The following is a 17,544-nucleotide window of genomic DNA, read 5'->3' on the forward strand; positions in this document are numbered from 1 at the left end:
CTTGGCAAGCAGTGAAGGCCCTGACACCGTGTCAAGGTCAAGCAGGCCCATTGCAGGCCGTGGGCTGACCCACCGGCCCACACCGAGGCGGTGCCCCGATCGCCCGTGCCACCGACTCGAACACTCCAACGAACCTATGAGTGACCTGACATGGGCCATACTCCCCAACCGATAGCGTCGGGGGGCACACCGAAGTCGGTGTGCCCCCCGACCAGACAAGGACGGCCTGCAATGCGTGTCTCCGTGATCGGCTGTGGTCACCTCGGCATCCCGCACGCTGCGGCGATGGCCGAACTCGGCCACGAGGTCATCGGCGTGGACGTCGACCAGGCCAAGGTCGACAAACTCAACGCCGGTGAATGCCCCATCTACGAGACTGGCCTGCCGGACCTGCTCGCCCGCCACACCCAGAGCGGACGTCTGCGCTTCACCACCGACATCCGTGAGGCGGCCGCCTTCGCCGAGCTGCACTTCATCGGCGTCGGAACCCCCATCGACGCCGACGGCCGCTCCTACGACACCGCACAGGTCTTCGGCGCGATCCGTCAGCTCGCCCCCCACCTCGACCGGGCGTGCACCATCGTCGGCAAGAGCACGGTCACCGTCGGAACCACCGGCCAGGTCACGGCCCTTGCTCAGCGCCTGGCCCCCGCAGGCGAGCAGGTCGACGTCGTATGGAACCCCGAGTTCCTGCGCGAAGGCCACGCCGTCGAGGACACCCTGCGCCCGGACAGGCTCATCGCCGGCCTGACCACCGTCGAGGCCGAGAAGGCGATCCGCACGGTCTACGCCCCCATCCTGGACGCCGGTGTCCCGATCTTCGTCACCGACCCGCAGACCGCCGAGTTGGCCAAGGGCGCGGCGAACACCTTCCTCGGCTTGAAGATCAGCTACATCAACGCCGTCGCCGACATGTGCGAGGCCGCGGGCGGCGACGTCTCCCAGATCGTGGACATCCTGGGCATCGACCCCCGGATCGGCAGCGGCGGCATGAGGCCCGGCATCGGCTACGGCGGCGGCTGCCTCCCCAAGGACGTCCGCGCCTTCACCGCCTCCGCCCGCCAACTCGGCGCCGACCAGGCCGCCACCCTCCTGCGCGCCGCCGAGGAGATCAACGAGAACCGCACCGCCGTCGCCCTGGGTCTCATCACTCGCGCCTTGGGGGAGCGCCCCGTCAAGGGCTCCCGGATCACCGTGTGGGGCGCCGCGTTCAAGCCCGGTACCAACGACGTGCGCGAGTCCCCGGCCCTCGCCCTGTCCCAGGCCCTCCAGCAGGCCGGCGGCATCGTCACGGTTCACGACCCGCAGGCGGTGCCCACGGCGATGCTCCGCAACCCCGAGCTGGACTACACCGACGACCTGGCTGCCTCCCTCGACGGCGCCGAACTCGTCGTCCTGGCCACCGAATGGCCCGAATACCGGCAGGCCGACCCCCAGGCCCTGGTCGGCCGCCCGGCCAACCCTGTGCTCGTCGACTGCCGTACCACCCTTGACCCCGATCCCTGGCGCTCGGTGGGCTGGACCATCCACCAGCTCGGACGCCCAGGGACGTAGAACCGGCCCCGCCACGAACACAGACGACGTTCCCCTGCGGAAGCGCTGTCCGTTCTCGTGGACGAAGCAGACTTGCGGCAACTCCTGTCGCCCTGCCGTACGCGCGGCATCCCCGTCGGTGTGCTCGACGCCCGAGCGGCCGCGCGCCTGGCCCAAGTAGATTGATCGCAAGTGTCGTTGAGGCTGGTTCGAAGAGCTGGGGCACGGCTTTGGAGATCAAGCCCGATCGGGGAAGTGGTCGAAGGCCGCGCTGAGATCGCTGATGACTACTGGGGTGGCGTCGAGTCGGTGATTCAACTCGATGAGGCCGAGTTCCCCCGCGACGCTGTACCGGGCCGTGCGGAGTTCTCGCACCTGGTTGGCGTGTGGCACTTCGACCAGGCTTCGCCCGGCGATGTCGAGTACTACGTCCGAAGCCCGCGCGGGAACACCCAGTGGCCGGCTACGGGCACGTTCGCCCACCGCAACCACCGACGTCCCAACCAACTGGCACAGAGCTCTCCCCGACTACTCAAGGTCGATGGACTCTGCTTGAGGGTGGCCGATCTGGATGCGGTGGTGGGCACGAAGATTCACGACCTGTCGCCACACTTCACCGAGATGGGGCCACGCGGGACGGTCCACGAACTGGCCTGGCCTGGCGAGATGCTGGCCGACCACTGGACGGACAACTCCTGACAGCGCCTTGCCACGGAACAGGAAACCGGTGTGGCGGTCAGAAGAAGACGGCGATGGCCGTGAGAGGGAGTGCGATGTGCGGCCTGGCCGTTTCAGATGAGGGCCATGGCGAGTACGGCCTGGTCGTCTGCCTCGGAGGTGGCCGACCAGTTTCTGGTGTCGGTCTCCAGGAACGCCACGACCGCCTCCGGATCCGTCCTCTGTGTGCCGCGGAAGTGTTCGGTGAGCCTTTCCAGGACGGGGTAGAAGTCGCCGTCGGAATTGCGGGCCTCGCTGATGCCGTCCGTGTAGAGGACGAGGACTTCGCCGGGCGGCAGCCTGTGCAAGGTCGTCAGCCCTGGGACGGGAGAGAGCTCCTTGAGTCCGAGGGGGAGTGCGGGGGCTGTCGCCAGGATGCGGGCTCCGTGGGGGCCGACGGCGATCGGGGGCGGGTGGCCGCGGTCCATGATGCGTACGGTGTCCTGCTCGAGTTCCAGGACCAGTGCGGTCACGAACAGCTCGGGGTCGCCGACCGTTCTGCGTGTCACGTTGCGGTCGATGCTGAGCTCCAGCCGGTCGGCCAGGAGGGGGAGATCTTTCCATTCGTGCGCGGACACCCGGAAACCCCCCAGGACCGCGGCAACCGCCTGCACCGCGTCCAGTCCCTTGCCCCGCACGTCGCCGATGATCGCCCGTACTCCGAACGGCGTCTCACATACGTCGTAGAGATCACCACCGACCAGCGTGCCTCCCTCCCCGGCTGTGTAGAAGGCGGCGGCGCGCACATGCCCGATCCGGGGCGGTACGGGCCGCAGCAGGGTCCGCTGCAAGGCCTCCGCCACCGAATTCGCCCGGATCAGATGACTCTGCGCGCGCTCCCGCTGCACAGAGAGCAGGACGCTGACCACGCCGATGAGGAACGTCGCCACATACAGCGCGACATGGTGCTGCTCGTCGAAGTGGCCCGGACGTCGCCACGCCATCAGCATCTGCAGTCCTAGACTCACCACCACCGAGACGGCGGTGCCCCTGGGCCCGCGCGTCGCGGCGGCCAGCGGGGGAACGCCCGTGAGCAGGAAACTGACCGGCTCCCGCCCGCCCAGGGCGGCCTCCGAGATCAAGTCCAGGCCCACCGCCGCGAACGGCAGCCACCACACCCACCCGCGGCTCCACACGGACAGCCGCCCACTCGGCGAAGAGGATTCCAAGGACACCTGCGCACTGTAGAACCACACCACCCGCCCCACCGCCCCGGCACGCGTGGCTTTATCAGCCAGCTGAGGCCTGTTGTCCGCGCCGGGAGCCGACACTCATCGGCCGGAGCCGGTGGTGCGAGGCGGGCGGAGGGCCGCTGGTAGACCTAGAGCTCCGCACCGCTGGCGCCGGAGTCGACCACCACCGACCCAGGCAGCAGGTCCACGCCTCCTCGATGGCGGCCGCGGGCTTTGGTGATGTCGCTCGCTGGTCGGCCGTCACGAGCTGCACGTGCCTGACTCAGCCGTCGTCGTGCTCCGGCACATCAAGCACCGCGCCCGCCAGCGGCCCGTTGGGGGAGGCGATCTCATGGCCCCAGATATCTTGCGCTCCCTTGCCTCGCTGGGGGAACTGCCCCCGCCTGCGCTGCTGTTCGTGGTCCGTCATTGGCCCCGCTTCCTGTAGATCGGCCCTGAACCTTTCGTTGTACCGACCGCGCCGCACAGATGGACGGCAGAGGGATCTTTGCGCTGAGGTAGCCGCTTCGGTGCCGTGAGGGCGACGTGTTTGCCTGGTTGGCTGGATCAGGGAGCGCTGTGGGGGACGCCACTCACTCAAACCGGGCAAAATATGCGACTCTCTAAATTGTGCAATCTTCAACCATCGCTCCCCGGCACGGCCGGGTGCCGTCATTGCTGGGCCCGCGGCTTCTGCTGTCGCGAATCGTTGGGGCGGCCCGTCCGGGCTGGGGACGGCATGTCCTGGTGCACGGCACCAAGAATCTGATCGCGGCGTTGCTTGCCTGGGAGGCCGCCACTCTCTGGATCCCGGGAGAGTCGTCGTATGTGGCTGTGGCCACCGCGTTGCTCATGGTCAATGCCGCGACGGTGTACCGCTCTGTGACGCAGGCCGTTCGGAGCGTTGCCATCCGGGCGATGGGCGTGCTGTTGGCTCTTGGCACCGTGTGGTTGCTGGGATCCACCGCCGGAAGCATCGCGGGCATCGTGGGGATCGCCCTGGTCGCGGCCGGGCGTCGAGCCTCCGACGAGCGGCTCCAGGTTGCATCGACGGCGGTTCTCACGCTCACCACTGCGGCCGCAGTGCCGGTCGGGAACGTCGTCTTCACGGCAGTGGCGGCGCTGAGCGGCGCGGTGGTGGGTGTTGCGGTGAACGCGCTGGTGCTGCCGCCGATGCATCTGGAGGAATCCGATGACGCGGTTCGAGACCTTGCCCGGGTCATGGGGGCATTGCTGCGCGATATGGGCCACGGGCTGCGGGAGCGGCAGCATGCCGCCCGCGCGCATGGCTGGGTGCGGGACGGCAGGGGACTGGGGCGGCGGGTCGCGGATGCGCGCGAGCATGTGCAGCAGGGGCAGGAGAGCCTGCGCTGGAATACCTGCTGGGTGGTGCGTCCGCGACACCGGCCTGTGACTTACGGTGACATGCTCAACACATTGCACGGAGTGTCACTCCAGGTGCGCGGAATCGCTCGAACGCTGGCCGACAACGTGTACGACGACCACGCCGACCACCACCTGGGACAGCAGTTCCTCGATCGGTACGCCGAGATGCTCGAGTTGGCGGGGCAGGCGGTCGAGGCGTTCGTCGAGGCCGAGGCCGAGAGCGCGGCCCGCCCGGCGGAAGCCCGCGAGGGACTGCGCGAAGCGATCGACGGTGCTCGGGCGTGGCACGAGACCATGACCGACCTCATCGGCCGGGGCGCGTTGGTCAAGCCGGGTGCCTGGCATGTCTACGGATCCCTCATGACCGACGTGGAGCGCCTCCTGGCCGATCTGGACCACGTCGACAGGTTCTGAATCCGAGGGCGCAGCGCGAAGATCTCCACTGGCCATCTGGTGGACTTCCGTACCGGTGGTCCGGAGGGCGACCCTGAGAACGGGGGCGGCCCAAACCCTCCACCTTCTTCAGCCTGATGGACGACGAACTGCGACGCCTGGGCGTGCCGCTCGATCTGCTGCCGTACGGGAGGATGTCAAAGCAAGTCGGGTGCACTCTCCTGGGCGGGATCCTGGGATGCCGGGTGATCCAGGCCGCCGGCCGGGGCGGCGGCACGCAGCGCCGCTTCGACCCGGCGGTTGCTGGTCATGGATGCCGTGACGGCCGTCATCGCCAGGAGGAGGCCTGCGGCGGCGTAGAGCGGGGTGCGGATGTCGTACGTGGTGGCCAGCCAGCCACCGAGGAACGCCCCGACGGGGGCGGCGCACATGGCCAGCATGCGGGAGGTGGAGGCGACCCGGCCCATCAGGTGGGCGGGGACGATCGCCTGCCGGAGGGAGGGTGCGAGCACCATCGTGGCGCCCATGCCGGCCCCGCAGACGGCGAGCGCCAGCCCGGCCACGTACGGGTTCGGGGCAGCGGCCAGGCCCAGGACGGCAAGCCCTTCGACGGCGGCCGTGCAGGTCAGCGCGGTGCCGGTGCCGAGTCGTCGGCCAAGGTAGGAGGCGATGCCTGCACCGAGCAGACCGCCGGTGGCCTCCGCCGTGAGGAGCAGGCCGAAGCCGTAGGTGTCGATGCCGAGGCGGTCGTGCGCGAAGAGGGCGAGGACGGTCTCCACAGCGAGGAAGGCGACATTCCCGACCGCCGGGCGGAGCGCGAGCCCGAGCAGCAACCGGTCCCGGAAGACGTACGAGGCCCCGGCCCGCGCCTGCCGAAGCAGCGACTCGCGGACCTCCGGCACAGGGCGGGGCATGGCGGGCAGCGTACGTACGAGCAGTGCGGAGAGCAGGAACGACACCGCGTCGGTGAGCAGCGGAACCGCCCGCCCGAGCGCGAGCAGCGCACTGCCCGCAGGCGGCCCCGCGAAGCCGGACATGGCGGTCTGGGCGCCGCGCAGGCGGGAGTTGGCGCTCTCCAGGAGTGCGGGGTCGCGGCGGAGCAGGTCCGGCAGGAAGGCCGTGGCGGCCGTGTCGAAGAAGAGTCCGCCGAGGCCGAGCAGGAAGGCGACGGCCGCGAGTAGCGGAATGCTCAGCACGTCGAGCGCGGCCGCCGCCGCGGGTATCGCGAGCAGCACCGCACGCGCCGCGTCCGCGGCCCACATCGTGCGCCGACGGTCCCAGCGATCCACCAGCGCACCGCCGAGCACCCCGAAGAGCAGCCACGGCAGCGTCCCTGCGGCCGTGACGACGGCGAGCGCCATCGGATCCCGCGTCAACGTCAACGCGATCAGCGGCAGCGCGGCATGCGTTACCCCGTCACCGAGCGAGGAGATCGTCTGCGCGGTCCACAGCCGTCCGAACCCGGTCGGCAACTTCCGACTGCCTGAGGTCACTTGGCGTCCCCCTCGGCCTGCTCGCGCGATGCCGGGTGGAACAGTGCGAAGACGAGTGACGCGTCCGGCAGCGACGGATCGGACAGCTCCCGGTACTCGTCCGCCAGTGCCTGCAGCCGCGCCCCCAGCTGTGCGAACTGCTCCTCGGTGAGTCGCAGATGCGCCATCCGCACGTGCCGCTCGCCGCCCGCCGGCGACGCCTCCAGGTCCGCCACCGCATGGCGCATCAGCACATCCGGCCCTCCCTCGCCCGGATCCGGCAGCGCGATCGCCCGCGCGGCCATCGCGTAGTACCGCTCGGTGACGCCCCGGACCTTCCGCGTCCGCACCACCTTCACCAGGCCGGCCCGCTCCAGCAGCCGTACGTGATAGCTGGAACTCCCCTTCGCAAGGCCCACCCGCTCGGCGATCTGCGTAATCGTCGCCGGCTCGAAGCGGAGCACGGCCATGATCCGGTGGCGCGTGAGATTGGAGACGGCGCGCAGCTGCTCGTCCGTGGTGACGTGAAACGTCTCGGGAAGATCATCGGTAGGCATGCGAGTAATGGTCAACGATTCTTGACCATTGCGCAAGGCGATTCGCATGAACCTCCAGAATCCGCTGTCCGGCGCGCGAGACCTTCTGTCAAAGTCCCCCACCCGCTGCCGATCGGGGGAACTCGGCACCGGCCGGACACAGGGCGCACCACCGGCCCCCTCCGCGCAGCGTGGGCCAGCGCGCATCTCCGGCTCGGCCGCCGCGCACCGGTCCTGTGGAGTGCCCCGTCGCAGTGTCGCCCGCGCCGAGGCAGTACCGACGCTGCCCCGAGGCAAGGGCTGGTGGTATGAGATCAAGTTCGACGGGCACCGCACCGTCCTGTGGCGCGACGCCAAGACCGTCCGGCTGCAGGCCCGGTCTGGGCGACGGTCACCTCGGCGTGGATGGATCTGGCCGTGGCCGGCATGAACTCGCTACGCCTCGGCACGGTCCTCGACGGGGAGGCGGTGATCTGCAACGGGGGGGCGACTTCGCGGCCGCGCAGTCCCGTGCGGCCTCCGGCCCGGCCCGCGCCCGCGAGCTCGCCGCTGTGCTCCCCGCCTCATACGCCGTGTGGGACCTCCTGGCCCACCCCGAACCGGCGACGCCCGCGGACGCCCGTACACCGAGCGGCGCGGCCTCCTGCTCGATCTGCTCCACGACGTGCCGCGCCCGATCCAGGCCTACCCGCCACAGATGATGCGGACGTCGCGCAGCCCTGGTGCGACACGCTGCAGAGCCAGGGTTGTTTAGGCACAACTGCCGTGTCTGGTAAGGGACGTGGGAGCCAGGGATCGAACGCGTTTGTGGGGTGCGGTGAGCTTTGTCTTGAGCTTTGTCTTGTCTGTACGGTCGAGGGCCTACGCCCACTGCGTGACCCGGCGACCGTCCACCTCGACGAGGGCGACGAGGGCACCGGCGAAAGACGCGGCGTTAGGGTGCGTATCGGGCCGTGATCAATGAGCATCGCAGCTTCCGGGGCGGGCGACTGTTTGGGGTGCGGGGCCCGTCGATCTGTGGCTGCGCCGTGTGGGCGCGTGCGATCGGAAGCGATGCCGCAGGCAGGCAGCGGCGGGGCCCGAGGGCCTCGGGTGCGTGCCCGCAGGGATGGTGTGTCAGACCATGGCGAGCCGGTCCACCAGCAGCTCCACCCTCGGCTCGGTGTCCTCCGGTGGCAGCCGTCCCGACCGGGTCAGGGTCGCCAGCCCGTGCAGGGACGCCCAGAACATCTCGGTGAACAGCCCTGGGTGGACGCCGTCCCCGGCGACCTCGCCCAGGCTCTCCAGCAGCGCGGCGAAGGCGTCCTTGAGAGGTTCCGGGGTGTCTTCCCGTGCGTACGGGAGACCGCCGTCGAGCTGGAAGATGGCGTCGTAGACCGCCGGGTTGCGTGCGGCGAAGTCGAGGTAGGCGCGCGCGAGGGCGTACACCCGCTCGCGCGGGCCGTGTGCGGCGGCGGTCGCGGCCCGCACCGCCGCGGCCATCTCGGCGGCGCCCTCCAGGGCGACGGCGCCGATGATCTCCCGTTTGCCGCGAAAGTGGCTGTAGAGGACGGGCTGGCTGTATTCGATGCGCTCGGCGAGCTGGCGGGTGGTGACTGCGTCCCAGCCCTGCTGCTCGGCGAGTTCGCGGGCGGTGGCCACGATGAGGCGCTCCCGGCTCGCCCGTTCGCGCTCCTTGCGTTCTTTTACCGACATGATTCGATCCTAGCACCGCTAGACAAGCGAGCGGCAGAAGAGCTAGCGTTGCCTCATCACCTAGCGATGCTAGATCCCAGAGGGGTAGTCATGCTCAACGCACTTGAGATCGTCACCACCGTGGTCGTCGGGGTGATGGTGGGGGTGGAGTTCTCCGTCGCCTTCGTCATGAACCGGATCTTCAACGCACTCCCGGAGGACAGTGGCCAACTCGGCCGCGCCCACGGGGGCCGGATGCTCGGCGCCGTGATGCCGTTCTGGTATATCGGATCGCTCGTCCTCGTCGCGGTCTGGGCCGTCGCCGGATGGCACCACCACGGCACAGGCCTCGTCGTCACCGCCGGCGCGCTGCTGATCCTGAGCGTGGTCATGTCGATCCTGCTGCTCGTCCCGATCAACAACCGGGGCAAGACGTGGACCCCTGACAACCGGCCTGAGGACTGGAAGGAGCAGATGAACCGCTGGGACCGCTTCCACTACGTCCGCGTCGCGGTCATCATCGCCGCCTTCGCCCTGCTGGTCACCGCCCTCACCTGAGCCCGCGGGCTCACCAGGACCCGGACGCCAACACCCTCGAACTCCGCGGGCATCCCCAGGACACCGATACCCACCCTCCTTCCGTTTGCGGCCGAGCACATCACCGAAGAGGGATGGGCCTCCCTGGGCGACCACCTGGTGGCCGGCACGCCCTGCTCACCCTCTTCGGCCTCGTCCTGGAGGACGCGAACCCGGCCGAGCGCGCACGCTCCCGTCCGCCCTCCCCGCGCCGGTACGCGACATCTGGCACGCCGTCGGTCGCCCCGCTACGCCCGCCACATCAGCCGCGTCCGCGCCGTCTGACCAGGCCCCATACGACTCACCAGGCTCCACCAAGCTCACCAAGACTCGCATGGAGAAGAACAATGTCGCTGAAGAAGATCAACACCGTCCTGGCCGCCGCCTTCATCCTCTTCATCCTCTGGTTCGGGACCGAGTTCATCCTGAGCCCGGAGACGACGGCGCCGGGCTACGGCCTGCCGAGCTGGCCGTCCGGCGACGGTGACGGCTTCCTGATCATCAAGGGAATCCGCGACGTCGTCTTGGCCCTGGTCCTGGGCATCCTGCTGGTGACGGGCCACCGCCGTGCGCTGGGCTGGGCGCTGCTGGTGGAAGCCCTCGCCGCGTACGGCGACATGACCAACGTGCTGGCCCACCACGGCTCCGTGGCCACCGCGCTCGGCGTCCACGGCCTGACCGCGACTCTGATGGTGGTCAACGGCCTGCTGATGATGCGCGAGACCCGCAAGGTCGAGGCCGCTCCGGCGACGCTCGCCCCGCAGCCCGCCTGATCCCATCGGTTCAAGGTGGCCCGGACTCCGGCCGGGCCTCCTCAGCGCGCGCCGGTATTCGCGTGTCAGCGGCGGCCGGGAATGCAGTCCGCCGGGCGGATCGTGTGGCCAGATGTGGATCAGGCGGAGTCCGCCTGAAGCGTTGCACCCCAATGCCGAGCAGGTGGCGGTCGCTTCTTGCCCGGCTGGAAGTGGGGAAACACTCCAAGACTGGCTCGTGATCATTGTTGCTGGCAGGGCCTCTGCTGAAGTTCGTGCTGGCGCAGACTTTCAGGGCGCGGTGGCCAGGCTGGCCGCGGCGTCCCTGTCCAGAGGCCGACCCAAGGACTGCCATCGTGAACGAGCGCGTTCTGACTCCCCGCAATCGGGGTTTCCTCTTTCTCGACTCCCACCCGGCGGGGTGCAGGCAGGTGGTGGCCGACATGTGGCAGGTATGCCCCGCCCCTGTCGGCGTACCGGAGGGCGACGGGCCGGTCGCGCTGGTAATCGGGTCCTCCGCCGGATACGGCCTCGCGGCCACGCTCGCCGGACTCAAGCGGGCCGGTATCCGCGGTATCGCGGTGTCCTTCGAGAAGGCCCCCACTGTGCGGCGCACCGCGACGGCTGGCTGGTACCGCACCGCCGCCACCGCCGACATCGCCCGCACCGCCGGGCGGGACCTGATCTTCCTCAACGGCGACGCGTTCTCCGACCAAATGAAGGACCAGGTCGCCGACCTCATCGAGCAGCGATTCGGCGGTCGGCTGGACTACTTGATCTACTCGGTGGCCGCGCCCCGGCGCACCGATCCCGACACCGCCACCACCTACGCTTCGGTCCTCAAGCCGATTGGCCAGGCGAACCGGACCAAGACCCTCGTCTTCGACGAGGAGGGTGTTCCTGAGGTCCGTGAGGTGGAGACCGGGCCGGCCGAGGGTGACGACGTGGATCAGACCGTCGCCGTGATGGGCGGCGCGGACTGGGAGCGCTGGATCGACCACCTCGCCGGGCGGGGACTGCTTGCCGGCAAGTTTGCCACCGCCGCGCTGTCCTATATCGGCTCGCCACTGACGGCTGCAATCTACCGACAGGGCACCATCGGCGCGGCCAAGGCCCATCTGGAGGCCACCGCCCGCACCCTGAACGACCGGCTCGACAAGATGGTGGGCGGGCGGGCCGTGACCTCCGTCAACGGCGCCGCCGTTACCCAGTCCTCCACCGCGATCCCCGGCATCGCCCTGTACACCGGCCTGCTGCGCGGCGTTCTCGGAGCGGGCCTCGTCCCGCCGATCCGCCAACTCGCCGCTCTGTGGGACGAGCTCACCGGGGTTGTCCCGCTCGCGCTGGACGACGAGGGCCGTGTTCGTCTGGACGCGTTCGAACTCACCGACGACGTCCAGGCGGCCGTGGCCGAACGTTGGGAGACCGCCACCACAGCGAACATCGCCGACCTGGCCGACCTCGACTGGTTCCGCGCTGAACTCCGACGTCTCTACGGATTCTCCGTGCCCGGAATCGACTACGCGGCGCCGGTCGCCACGGATGTCCCCTGGCCCGACCACACCCCCTGATACCCGTCCGGAAGGCGATAGTGGGAAGGCACTGCTCGACGGCCTCGCCCATATCGACAGGGCGCGCGGTAGCGCGAGTACGCGGCTTCGCCGGAGCCCGGTCCGCGCAGGTCATGCTGATAATGCGTTGGCAGGGCGAGGAGGTGTTCGCCGCGCGCCAGGGCATGCTCGGCTTCAACTTCTGCGCGGAAGCCGGAGTCGCTGGTGCCGGCGTAGCCCTCGAACATCTGGATGCCAAGGTGGCGGTACCGGACGACGTCGGATGCAGCATCGCCGCCGTCGACGGGACCTGGAGCAGCGAGGACTTCTCGTTCTACGTCGTCGGCGACGACCCGCCTCAGTGCGTGCGTCAGCCTGCCCGACGCGGGCCTGTACCGGATCATCGCCAGGGCCGACTACGACCCCGAAGCGACACAGCTCGTCCTCGCCGGCCCTGACCAGCTCGACGACGAGTAGCCGCGCTCTGCCCGAGCATGAGGTGCGCAGCGACCGAAGGACCTGGTACTCGACCCGCCGCACGGCGTGGCCGCGCTGCGGCTCGGCACGACGCTGGAGGAGGCGGTCGCCGCGGCGCCGCGGGAGTGGGGCGAGGCCGGCGTCCTGCGCCGTTCCGAGGACGACGCGATGGCCGAGGAGGACGGGGACGTGGTGACCGCGATCGAGCTGTGGTGGCCCGGTGAGGGCCGTGTCTCCAGCACACGCGTGCTGCTCGACGGGGACGAGGTGTTCACCACCCCCGCCCGGGGGGCTTCGCAGCAACCACAGATCGATGGCGGCGTGCCATATCGAGTCCTCATCGTCAGGACCCCACAGGCGGGCACCCGGCCGACACTCAACCATGCTGCTGACCTCGGTAGACATGCCTAGATCTGGCACGCCAGGCCGGTGTCGAGCACCTGCCTTCTATCCACCTGCTCGCGGGCGCAACTTGCGACACCTGAAGTGCTCAGGCCGGCCAACGAGAACGCTCAGGGGCTTTCCAATGGAGAAGACAAGCCTCGGAGCCCGTGCTGGATGGACCGCCTTCCGGTGGGACCGACATTGATCAGCGGATTGGGAAGGAAGCCAGAGCCGTCGGTGGCTCCTCGGCAACGCACCTCAATCCCCACGCGCGCCGCATGTTCTGTGGTGGTAGGCGAATCCTGTGGCGATCGGGGAACTCGCACTATATGACTACTTCGGCGAATCCGGATCCGCAGAGGACCACAGGACTGGAACCCGGCGGGAGCGTGCAGCCGGGGGAGGCGCCGCCGGCCGAGGGCAGCATGTCGGGGGCGGGTCCTCAGGAGACTTACAACCCGTTCAGGGGATGGGCGAGGGCGCCTCTGACGGTGATCCTCGTCCTCGTGGTGCTGGTCGCGGCCTTCTTCCTCGCGTACGCGCTCGTGCTGCTGCTCTGATTGTGGGAAGCGCGGGCGCCAGGAGGGTGGGAGAAAGCTGGACGGCTACCCGGTCAGACGCGCGAGCGGACACCCGGCGTCCCTCACAAAGCCGGGCACGAGTACAAGCCGGCTGCCCGGGTCCTAGTCGTATCCCGTGGAGTGTCACGAACCCTGAGGAAGGCATGGGAGGACTCGCACCGCGCCGCCCTGAAGTCGACATGCGGGAGGCACTCGCTGCGCGGAGTGGACGACGGTGAGAGCCCACGACAGTTCCCGGAAAACTTGCAGTCTCGCGGCAGCAACAGGCGTCCTGCCAGCATTTTGGTGCGGGCAGGACGCCTGCTGTTCCTTGCTGGGCTGTCTCTGGGCCGTCAACCTTCGGGGACGGGCTCTAGCTGTATTGACCTGAAGCGTTGTTGGCCCGGTGATGGGTGGCTGGCCGCCGAGTGCGGTGTGTCCGCGGTGGTGGTTGTAGTGGTGGAGGAAGTCTGCCAGGGCTGCGCTGCTGCGTTGAGGGTTGCTGGTGTAGGGCCTGATATAGGCCCATTCCTTGAGCAGGGTGCGGTTGAAGCGTTCGACTTTGCCGTTGGTCTGGGGGTGGTAGGCGCGTGTGGTGACGCAACTGGGCACCGGTGGTCTCCGCGTCGTGGTGCGCGCGAGCATGCGCGCCGTCGGTCGCCCTGTCCTGTCAGGTCGTCCGCTTCGGGGACAGAGTGATACCCCATGGGGTGGCGCTGCCCGTGGATCCCTTACGTGATCTTGCGTGGGTGGGAGGGCCGACCATGTCGGCTCCCTGTCGATTCAACTGATCGGACTCCCTATCGGAACGAGGTCGTCACATGCGCCGTACCGGATTCCTGACCCTGGCCACCGCCTCGCTGCTGTTCGCCCCCGGCCCCGTCGCCGCGGCCGAGCCCGACGCGGCCGTCACCGTGACCGCGCCGGCCGCGGACTCCGTGCCCCCGGCGGGCGGCAGCCTGTTCGTGGGCTGGGACAACAGCACCGGGCAGGAGGTGGGCATGTGGCTCGTCCGGGGCGAGGCGGACCGCGTGGTCCAGTTCGCCGCGAAGCTCACCGACGCCCCGTCGGGCGAGACGGCCACGGTCCTGCCGGACGTGCCCGAGGGCGCGGGCTACACGATCGAGATCGTCGCCCGCGACGGCGGCGAGCAGGGCTACAGCGCGTCCTTCTCCGTGGGGCAGGAGCCGCAGGGCGCGGCAGGCCCTGCGGCTCCTGCCGCGTTCTAGGACCGCAGCTCGACGTCGTGCAGTACCGTCCCCGACGGCCCGTCCACGGTGACCAGTTCGGCGCGCGGTGTGTGCCGGGAGGCGGAGATCACCAGCGTGTGCGTGCCCGGCGGGAGGGCTTCCATGGCGTAACTGCCGACTGTCACCTGCGACTTGGCGAGCCTCTTGCCGCGGGAGCTGATCATCGTCACCCAGGCGGGGCAGCCTTCGGGGTGCGCGGCGCAGTGCACGCGGCCTTCGACGCGGGCCGTCCCGGTGGGCGCGGCGGCGCGGTGCTGCTGCGGTTCGTTCCAGGCCGCCATCAGGGCGCGGGTGCGCCGCTGCATGGGCGAGGCGGGGGTCTGCGCGGTGCGACCCTCTGCGGCGACCGGGAGGCCGGCCTGTTCGGCGTAGGCGGCGAGGGTCTCGTCGAGAGCGTCGAGTTCGCGCAGTGCGGTCCCCAGGCTGCGGGCGCGCGGTCCCTGCGGGGCCGGGGCGAGCTCCGCCTCCAGCTCGCGGATGAGCGGGCCCACCCGCCGCCAGGCGCCGGCGCCCTCCGCCTCGCCGCTCGCGAAGAACTGGTCGAGTTCCCTGAGGGACGCGGTCAGGGTGGCGGTGATCAGGCGGGCCCGTTCCGCCAGGCGCGGCGACAGGTCGACGTCGATGTCGGCGGCCACGGCCAGTGCGCGGGCGTGGCCCGTCGCCGTGGCGAGGAGCGCGACCCGGTGGTCGGCGGCGGGCCCGCGCACGCCGACCGGCATCCGCACCAGCGGCCGTACGACGCTCTGCACCTGGCTCAGCGCGGCGTCCACCGCGCGGGCCGCGCCACGCAGCCGTACAGGCTCGTCCGGCCTGGACCAGCGCTGTTCGACCTGCATGACGACCTGGGCGAGCGCGTCGACGTAGCCGCGTTCGGCCTCCTTGACGACGGTGCCACGGGACAGCGGGAAGATCAGCGCGGCGCAGGCGGTGGCGACGAGGACGCCGAGGCCGTTGTCGAGGATTCGCTCCCCCAGCAGATGGTTCATGCCGTTGTCGGGCGTGGACAGGGCGTACAGCTGGACGAGGGCGACGACCAGGCCGACCACCCAGCAGGCGTAGGCGCGTTGCATGCCCCAGGCGCCGAGGGTGAGTCCGGCGACGATGACGACGAGCGTCGCGTACACGTGGTCGCGACCGATGAGGTGCAGGATGACGAGGCCGAGGACCGCGCCGACGGCCGTGCCCACCATGCGGTGCCCGAACTTGCGCAGGCGTTCATGCGTGGTGTTGGTCCCGAACAGCGTGATCATGACGCCGACCAGGCCCCAGTAGAAGCGGGCCGGGTCGATGGCGTCGGAGATCGGGCAGACGATGGCGGCGGCCACGGCGGCGTGCGCGGGGACGCGGACGAACGGGATCACGCGGCGCCAGCCGGACTCCGAGCCCGCGGCGAGGACGCGGCGCGCGGGGCCCGCCGAGCCGGGCAGCCGGTTGTTCTCCAGGACGACGGTCGGCTGGAACGGGACGTCGCCCGGGCCGGTCGCCGTGGTGTGGCCGAGGGTGAGCCAGCTGTCCAGGGACGCGGCGAGCGAGTCGAGGAGGTGCCCGACGCGGCGGGCGAGGACGGCGGCCTCGACGTGGTCGGCCGGGGCGGCCGCGTCGCGCAGGATCGTCTCGGCGCGATCCTGGATGTGGGCCGCGGCCGGACGGAGTCCCTCCGCCTGGCCGAGGGGGGTGTCGCGGGCCAGCACCAGGCCGACGGCGAGGGCCTCGCGCAGCGGCTCGGGGACGGGCAGCCGGGTCAGGTCGGCGGCGGCCTGGCCGATGCCGCGCAGGGCGAGTTCGGCGTCGAACAGGTGCCGGTGCAGCAGTTCGGCGGCGGCCGGGTCGGCGGCCACCTCGGGCTGGGCGAGGCGCCCGTCGATGGTGACGGTGGTGATGTTGAGGCGGCGCAGGGCGCGGTTCGTGCGGCGCACCGCGCGCTTTCGGTCGGCGTCGGGGTCGAGCGCGTCGACGGCGGCGTCGGCGACCCGCCGGGCCTCCACGACGAAGGCGCGCTGCGTGCGCAGAAAGTCCTCGCGGGGCATCGGGTAGCAGAGCAGCAGCCGGGTCACGAGAACGGCCGCGGCGGAGACCAGAGCGACGGCGAACGCCTTGCCGACGAGTGCCGCCGGGATGCCCGCGAGCATGCCGACCATCAGGCCGTTGAACAGCATCATGCCGGTGAGCAGGGCCATCGGCCCGAACCTGGCGAGGAAGAACGTCAGCGCGAGCGCCGCGATCATCAGCACCATCTGCGGCACGCGCTCGCCGTTCAGGGTCGCGCAGAGCCACAGCACGGCCGTGTACGGGAACGGCATCCACAAAATGGCCCGGGCGAGCCGGTCCCAGCTGTTCTCAGCGACCGCGAAAGCGCTCATCAGGCCCATCATCCCGGCGACCATCATGCCGATCATGACCGGGATCGACAGGGCCTGGGCCATCCCGTAGCCGACGGCGAGGGAGGTGACCATCGCGACCAACGACCGCCAGCCCGCCTGGAGTTGACCGAGTCCGGGGTCGGCCGCGAGCACCCAGTCCCACCATCTGCGCGGTCCGGCGACCCGGTGGGGCGCGAGATCCACGGCAGCGGTTCCGAGTGCGGTGGAGGTGTGCGGCAGTGTGTCCGGGGTGGTCAACTGGTCTCCGATTCCATGGCGTTCACAAGTGCGGCGATGGCATCCCGTGCGGCACCTACCGCACGCTCTGAGTCCTCGACGCCGCCGTCGAGAGCGGCGAGCAGCACGGCGGCCATGCGTCGTCGCCCGCCCTCGAGCAGATCGCGCCCGGCGGGCGACAGGGACGTCTCCACCGCGCGCCGGTCGGCGGCGCAGCGCTGCCGCTCGACGAGTCCGGCCTCTTCGAGCTTCTGCAGCATCACGGTGACCCGCGGCTGCACCATGCCTGTCGCGGCAGCGAGCTCGGTGACCCGGCGCGGCCCCGGTTCGAGCGCGTCGAGCAGGGCTGCTTGGCTGCGCGTGATCCCGAACTCCCCGGCCCGGAAAAGGGCTTGGGTCAGCTGCCCGAGCCCTCGCAGCAGGCCGCGGGCGGCGCCTTCGATGCGCTGGGCCTCGACGGCGTCGGACGACCTCGAGGATAGATGCATACTGAAACTATATACATGCCGCAGGCA

General features: G+C 70.0%; 17 protein-coding genes and 1 pseudogene. 10 read left to right on the forward strand and 8 right to left on the reverse strand.

Going from position 1 to position 17,544, the window contains the following annotated elements; genetic code table 11:
- The first annotated feature begins 231 nt into the window (after nucleotides 1-231).
- On the forward strand, nucleotides 232-1,554 hold the full coding sequence (locus CG723_RS36410) for a UDP-glucose dehydrogenase family protein (protein WP_100597817.1): 1,323 nt from the start codon (nucleotides 232-234) through the stop codon (nucleotides 1,552-1,554).
- 234 nt (nucleotides 1,555-1,788) lie between these two features.
- Complete coding sequence (locus CG723_RS36415) at nucleotides 1,789-2,232, forward strand: TrmO family methyltransferase domain-containing protein (RefSeq protein WP_234374703.1); 444 nt, start codon at nucleotides 1,789-1,791, stop codon at nucleotides 2,230-2,232.
- Nucleotides 2,233-2,324: 92 nt separating this feature from the next.
- On the opposite strand, the gene CG723_RS36420 is transcribed toward CG723_RS36415, so the two are convergent.
- Both CG723_RS36420 and CG723_RS46545 read right to left on the reverse strand, forming a co-directional pair.
- On the reverse strand, nucleotides 2,325-3,425 hold the full coding sequence (locus CG723_RS36420) for a PP2C family protein-serine/threonine phosphatase (protein WP_234374704.1): 1,101 nt from the start codon (nucleotides 3,423-3,425) through the stop codon (nucleotides 2,325-2,327).
- A 280-nt stretch (nucleotides 3,426-3,705) separates the two neighbouring features.
- On the reverse strand, nucleotides 3,706-3,852 hold the full coding sequence (locus CG723_RS46545) for a hypothetical protein (RefSeq protein ID WP_159032620.1): 147 nt from the start codon (nucleotides 3,850-3,852) through the stop codon (nucleotides 3,706-3,708).
- 317 nt (nucleotides 3,853-4,169) lie between these two features.
- Here CG723_RS46545 and CG723_RS36425 point away from each other — a divergent pair, with 317 nt between their 5' ends.
- Nucleotides 4,170-5,222: an FUSC family protein gene (locus CG723_RS36425; protein ID WP_100597819.1), complete on the forward strand. Its 1,053-nt coding sequence runs from the start codon at nucleotides 4,170-4,172 to the stop codon at nucleotides 5,220-5,222.
- A 176-nt stretch (nucleotides 5,223-5,398) separates the two neighbouring features.
- Here CG723_RS36425 and CG723_RS36430 read toward each other — a convergent pair whose 3' ends face one another.
- From CG723_RS36430 to CG723_RS36440, 3 genes are all read right to left on the reverse strand, one after another.
- On the reverse strand, nucleotides 5,399-6,694 hold the full coding sequence (locus CG723_RS36430; protein ID WP_100597820.1) for an MFS transporter: 1,296 nt from the start codon (nucleotides 6,692-6,694) through the stop codon (nucleotides 5,399-5,401).
- Nucleotides 6,691-7,230 carry an ArsR/SmtB family transcription factor gene (locus CG723_RS36435; protein WP_100597821.1) on the reverse strand — a complete coding sequence of 180 codons (540 nt, stop codon included), beginning with the start codon at nucleotides 7,228-7,230 and terminating at the stop codon, nucleotides 6,691-6,693. The genes CG723_RS36430 and CG723_RS36435 overlap by 4 nt, the downstream gene beginning before the upstream one ends.
- 1,095 nt (nucleotides 7,231-8,325) lie before the next feature.
- Nucleotides 8,326-8,904 carry a TetR/AcrR family transcriptional regulator gene (locus CG723_RS36440; RefSeq protein ID WP_100597822.1) on the reverse strand — a complete coding sequence of 193 codons (579 nt, stop codon included), beginning with the start codon at nucleotides 8,902-8,904 and terminating at the stop codon, nucleotides 8,326-8,328.
- Nucleotides 8,905-8,994: 90 nt separating this feature from the next.
- On the opposite strand from CG723_RS36440, the gene CG723_RS36445 reads away from it, so the two are divergent.
- The 6 genes from CG723_RS36445 (at nucleotide 8,995) to CG723_RS36470 (ending at nucleotide 13,182) form a co-directional block, all read left to right on the forward strand.
- Nucleotides 8,995-9,441 (forward strand): DUF1772 domain-containing protein, encoded by a 447-nt coding sequence (locus tag CG723_RS36445; RefSeq protein WP_100597823.1) that lies wholly within the window; start codon nucleotides 8,995-8,997, stop codon nucleotides 9,439-9,441.
- A 365-nt stretch (nucleotides 9,442-9,806) separates the two neighbouring features.
- Nucleotides 9,807-10,232, forward strand: coding sequence for a DUF4267 domain-containing protein (locus CG723_RS36455; protein ID WP_100597824.1), 426 nt, complete (start codon nucleotides 9,807-9,809; stop codon nucleotides 10,230-10,232).
- 335 nt (nucleotides 10,233-10,567) lie between these two features.
- Nucleotides 10,568-11,782, forward strand: a complete 1,215-nt coding sequence (gene fabV / locus CG723_RS36460) for an enoyl-[acyl-carrier-protein] reductase FabV (RefSeq protein WP_100597825.1) — start codon at nucleotides 10,568-10,570, stop codon at nucleotides 11,780-11,782.
- A gap of 113 nt (nucleotides 11,783-11,895) precedes the next feature.
- Complete coding sequence (locus tag CG723_RS46550; protein ID WP_159032621.1) at nucleotides 11,896-12,219, forward strand: hypothetical protein; 324 nt, start codon at nucleotides 11,896-11,898, stop codon at nucleotides 12,217-12,219.
- 85 nt (nucleotides 12,220-12,304) lie between these two features.
- Nucleotides 12,305-12,649, forward strand: a complete 345-nt coding sequence (locus CG723_RS48175; RefSeq protein ID WP_234374705.1) for a hypothetical protein — start codon at nucleotides 12,305-12,307, stop codon at nucleotides 12,647-12,649.
- Nucleotides 12,650-12,951: 302 nt separating this feature from the next.
- Nucleotides 12,952-13,182 (forward strand): DUF6480 family protein, encoded by a 231-nt coding sequence (locus CG723_RS36470; RefSeq protein ID WP_100597826.1) that lies wholly within the window; start codon nucleotides 12,952-12,954, stop codon nucleotides 13,180-13,182.
- A gap of 373 nt (nucleotides 13,183-13,555) precedes the next feature.
- Here the strand turns inward: CG723_RS36470 and CG723_RS36475 are convergent.
- Nucleotides 13,556-13,776 (reverse strand): annotated as a pseudogene (locus CG723_RS36475) (integrase core domain-containing protein); the annotation flags it as partial.
- A 227-nt stretch (nucleotides 13,777-14,003) separates the two neighbouring features.
- Here CG723_RS36475 and CG723_RS36480 point away from each other — a divergent pair.
- The gene (locus CG723_RS36480; protein ID WP_100597827.1) at nucleotides 14,004-14,411 is read left to right on the forward strand and encodes a Ser-Thr-rich GPI-anchored membrane family protein; all 408 of its coding nucleotides are present in this window, start codon (nucleotides 14,004-14,006) and stop codon (nucleotides 14,409-14,411) included.
- Here CG723_RS36480 and CG723_RS36485 read toward each other — a convergent pair.
- Both CG723_RS36485 and CG723_RS36490 read right to left on the reverse strand, forming a co-directional pair.
- Nucleotides 14,408-17,050, reverse strand: coding sequence for an FUSC family protein (locus tag CG723_RS36485; protein WP_100597828.1), 2,643 nt, complete (start codon nucleotides 17,048-17,050; stop codon nucleotides 14,408-14,410). The two genes, CG723_RS36480 and CG723_RS36485, sit on opposite strands and share 4 nt — an antisense overlap.
- Nucleotides 17,047-17,517, reverse strand: coding sequence for a MarR family winged helix-turn-helix transcriptional regulator (locus CG723_RS36490; protein WP_100597829.1), 471 nt, complete (start codon nucleotides 17,515-17,517; stop codon nucleotides 17,047-17,049). The genes CG723_RS36485 and CG723_RS36490 overlap by 4 nt, the downstream gene beginning before the upstream one ends.
- Nucleotides 17,518-17,544 lie beyond the last annotated feature (27 nt).

The organism is Streptomyces sp. CB01635, assembly GCF_002803065.1.
Lineage (GTDB): Bacteria > Actinomycetota > Actinomycetes > Streptomycetales > Streptomycetaceae > Streptomyces.

Bases quoted from the DNA above. Each gene is read 5' to 3' on its own strand.
- CG723_RS36470 (WP_100597826.1), top strand. From the start codon at position 12,952: ATGACTACTTCGGCGAATCCGGATCCGCAGAGGACCACAGGACTGGAA.
- CG723_RS36480 (WP_100597827.1), top strand. From the start codon at position 14,004: ATGCGCCGTACCGGATTCCTGACCCTGGCCACCGCCTCGCTGCTGTTC.
- CG723_RS36410 (WP_100597817.1), top strand. From the start codon at position 232: ATGCGTGTCTCCGTGATCGGCTGTGGTCACCTCGGCATCCCGCACGCT.
- CG723_RS46550 (WP_159032621.1), top strand. From the start codon at position 11,896: ATGCTGATAATGCGTTGGCAGGGCGAGGAGGTGTTCGCCGCGCGCCAG.
- CG723_RS36445 (WP_100597823.1), top strand. From the start codon at position 8,995: ATGCTCAACGCACTTGAGATCGTCACCACCGTGGTCGTCGGGGTGATG.
- CG723_RS46545 (WP_159032620.1), bottom strand. From the start codon at position 3,852: ATGACGGACCACGAACAGCAGCGCAGGCGGGGGCAGTTCCCCCAGCGA.
- CG723_RS36435 (WP_100597821.1), bottom strand. From the start codon at position 7,230: ATGCCTACCGATGATCTTCCCGAGACGTTTCACGTCACCACGGACGAG.
- CG723_RS36490 (WP_100597829.1), bottom strand. From the start codon at position 17,517: ATGCATCTATCCTCGAGGTCGTCCGACGCCGTCGAGGCCCAGCGCATC.
- CG723_RS36455 (WP_100597824.1), top strand. From the start codon at position 9,807: ATGTCGCTGAAGAAGATCAACACCGTCCTGGCCGCCGCCTTCATCCTC.
- CG723_RS36440 (WP_100597822.1), bottom strand. From the start codon at position 8,904: ATGTCGGTAAAAGAACGCAAGGAGCGCGAACGGGCGAGCCGGGAGCGC.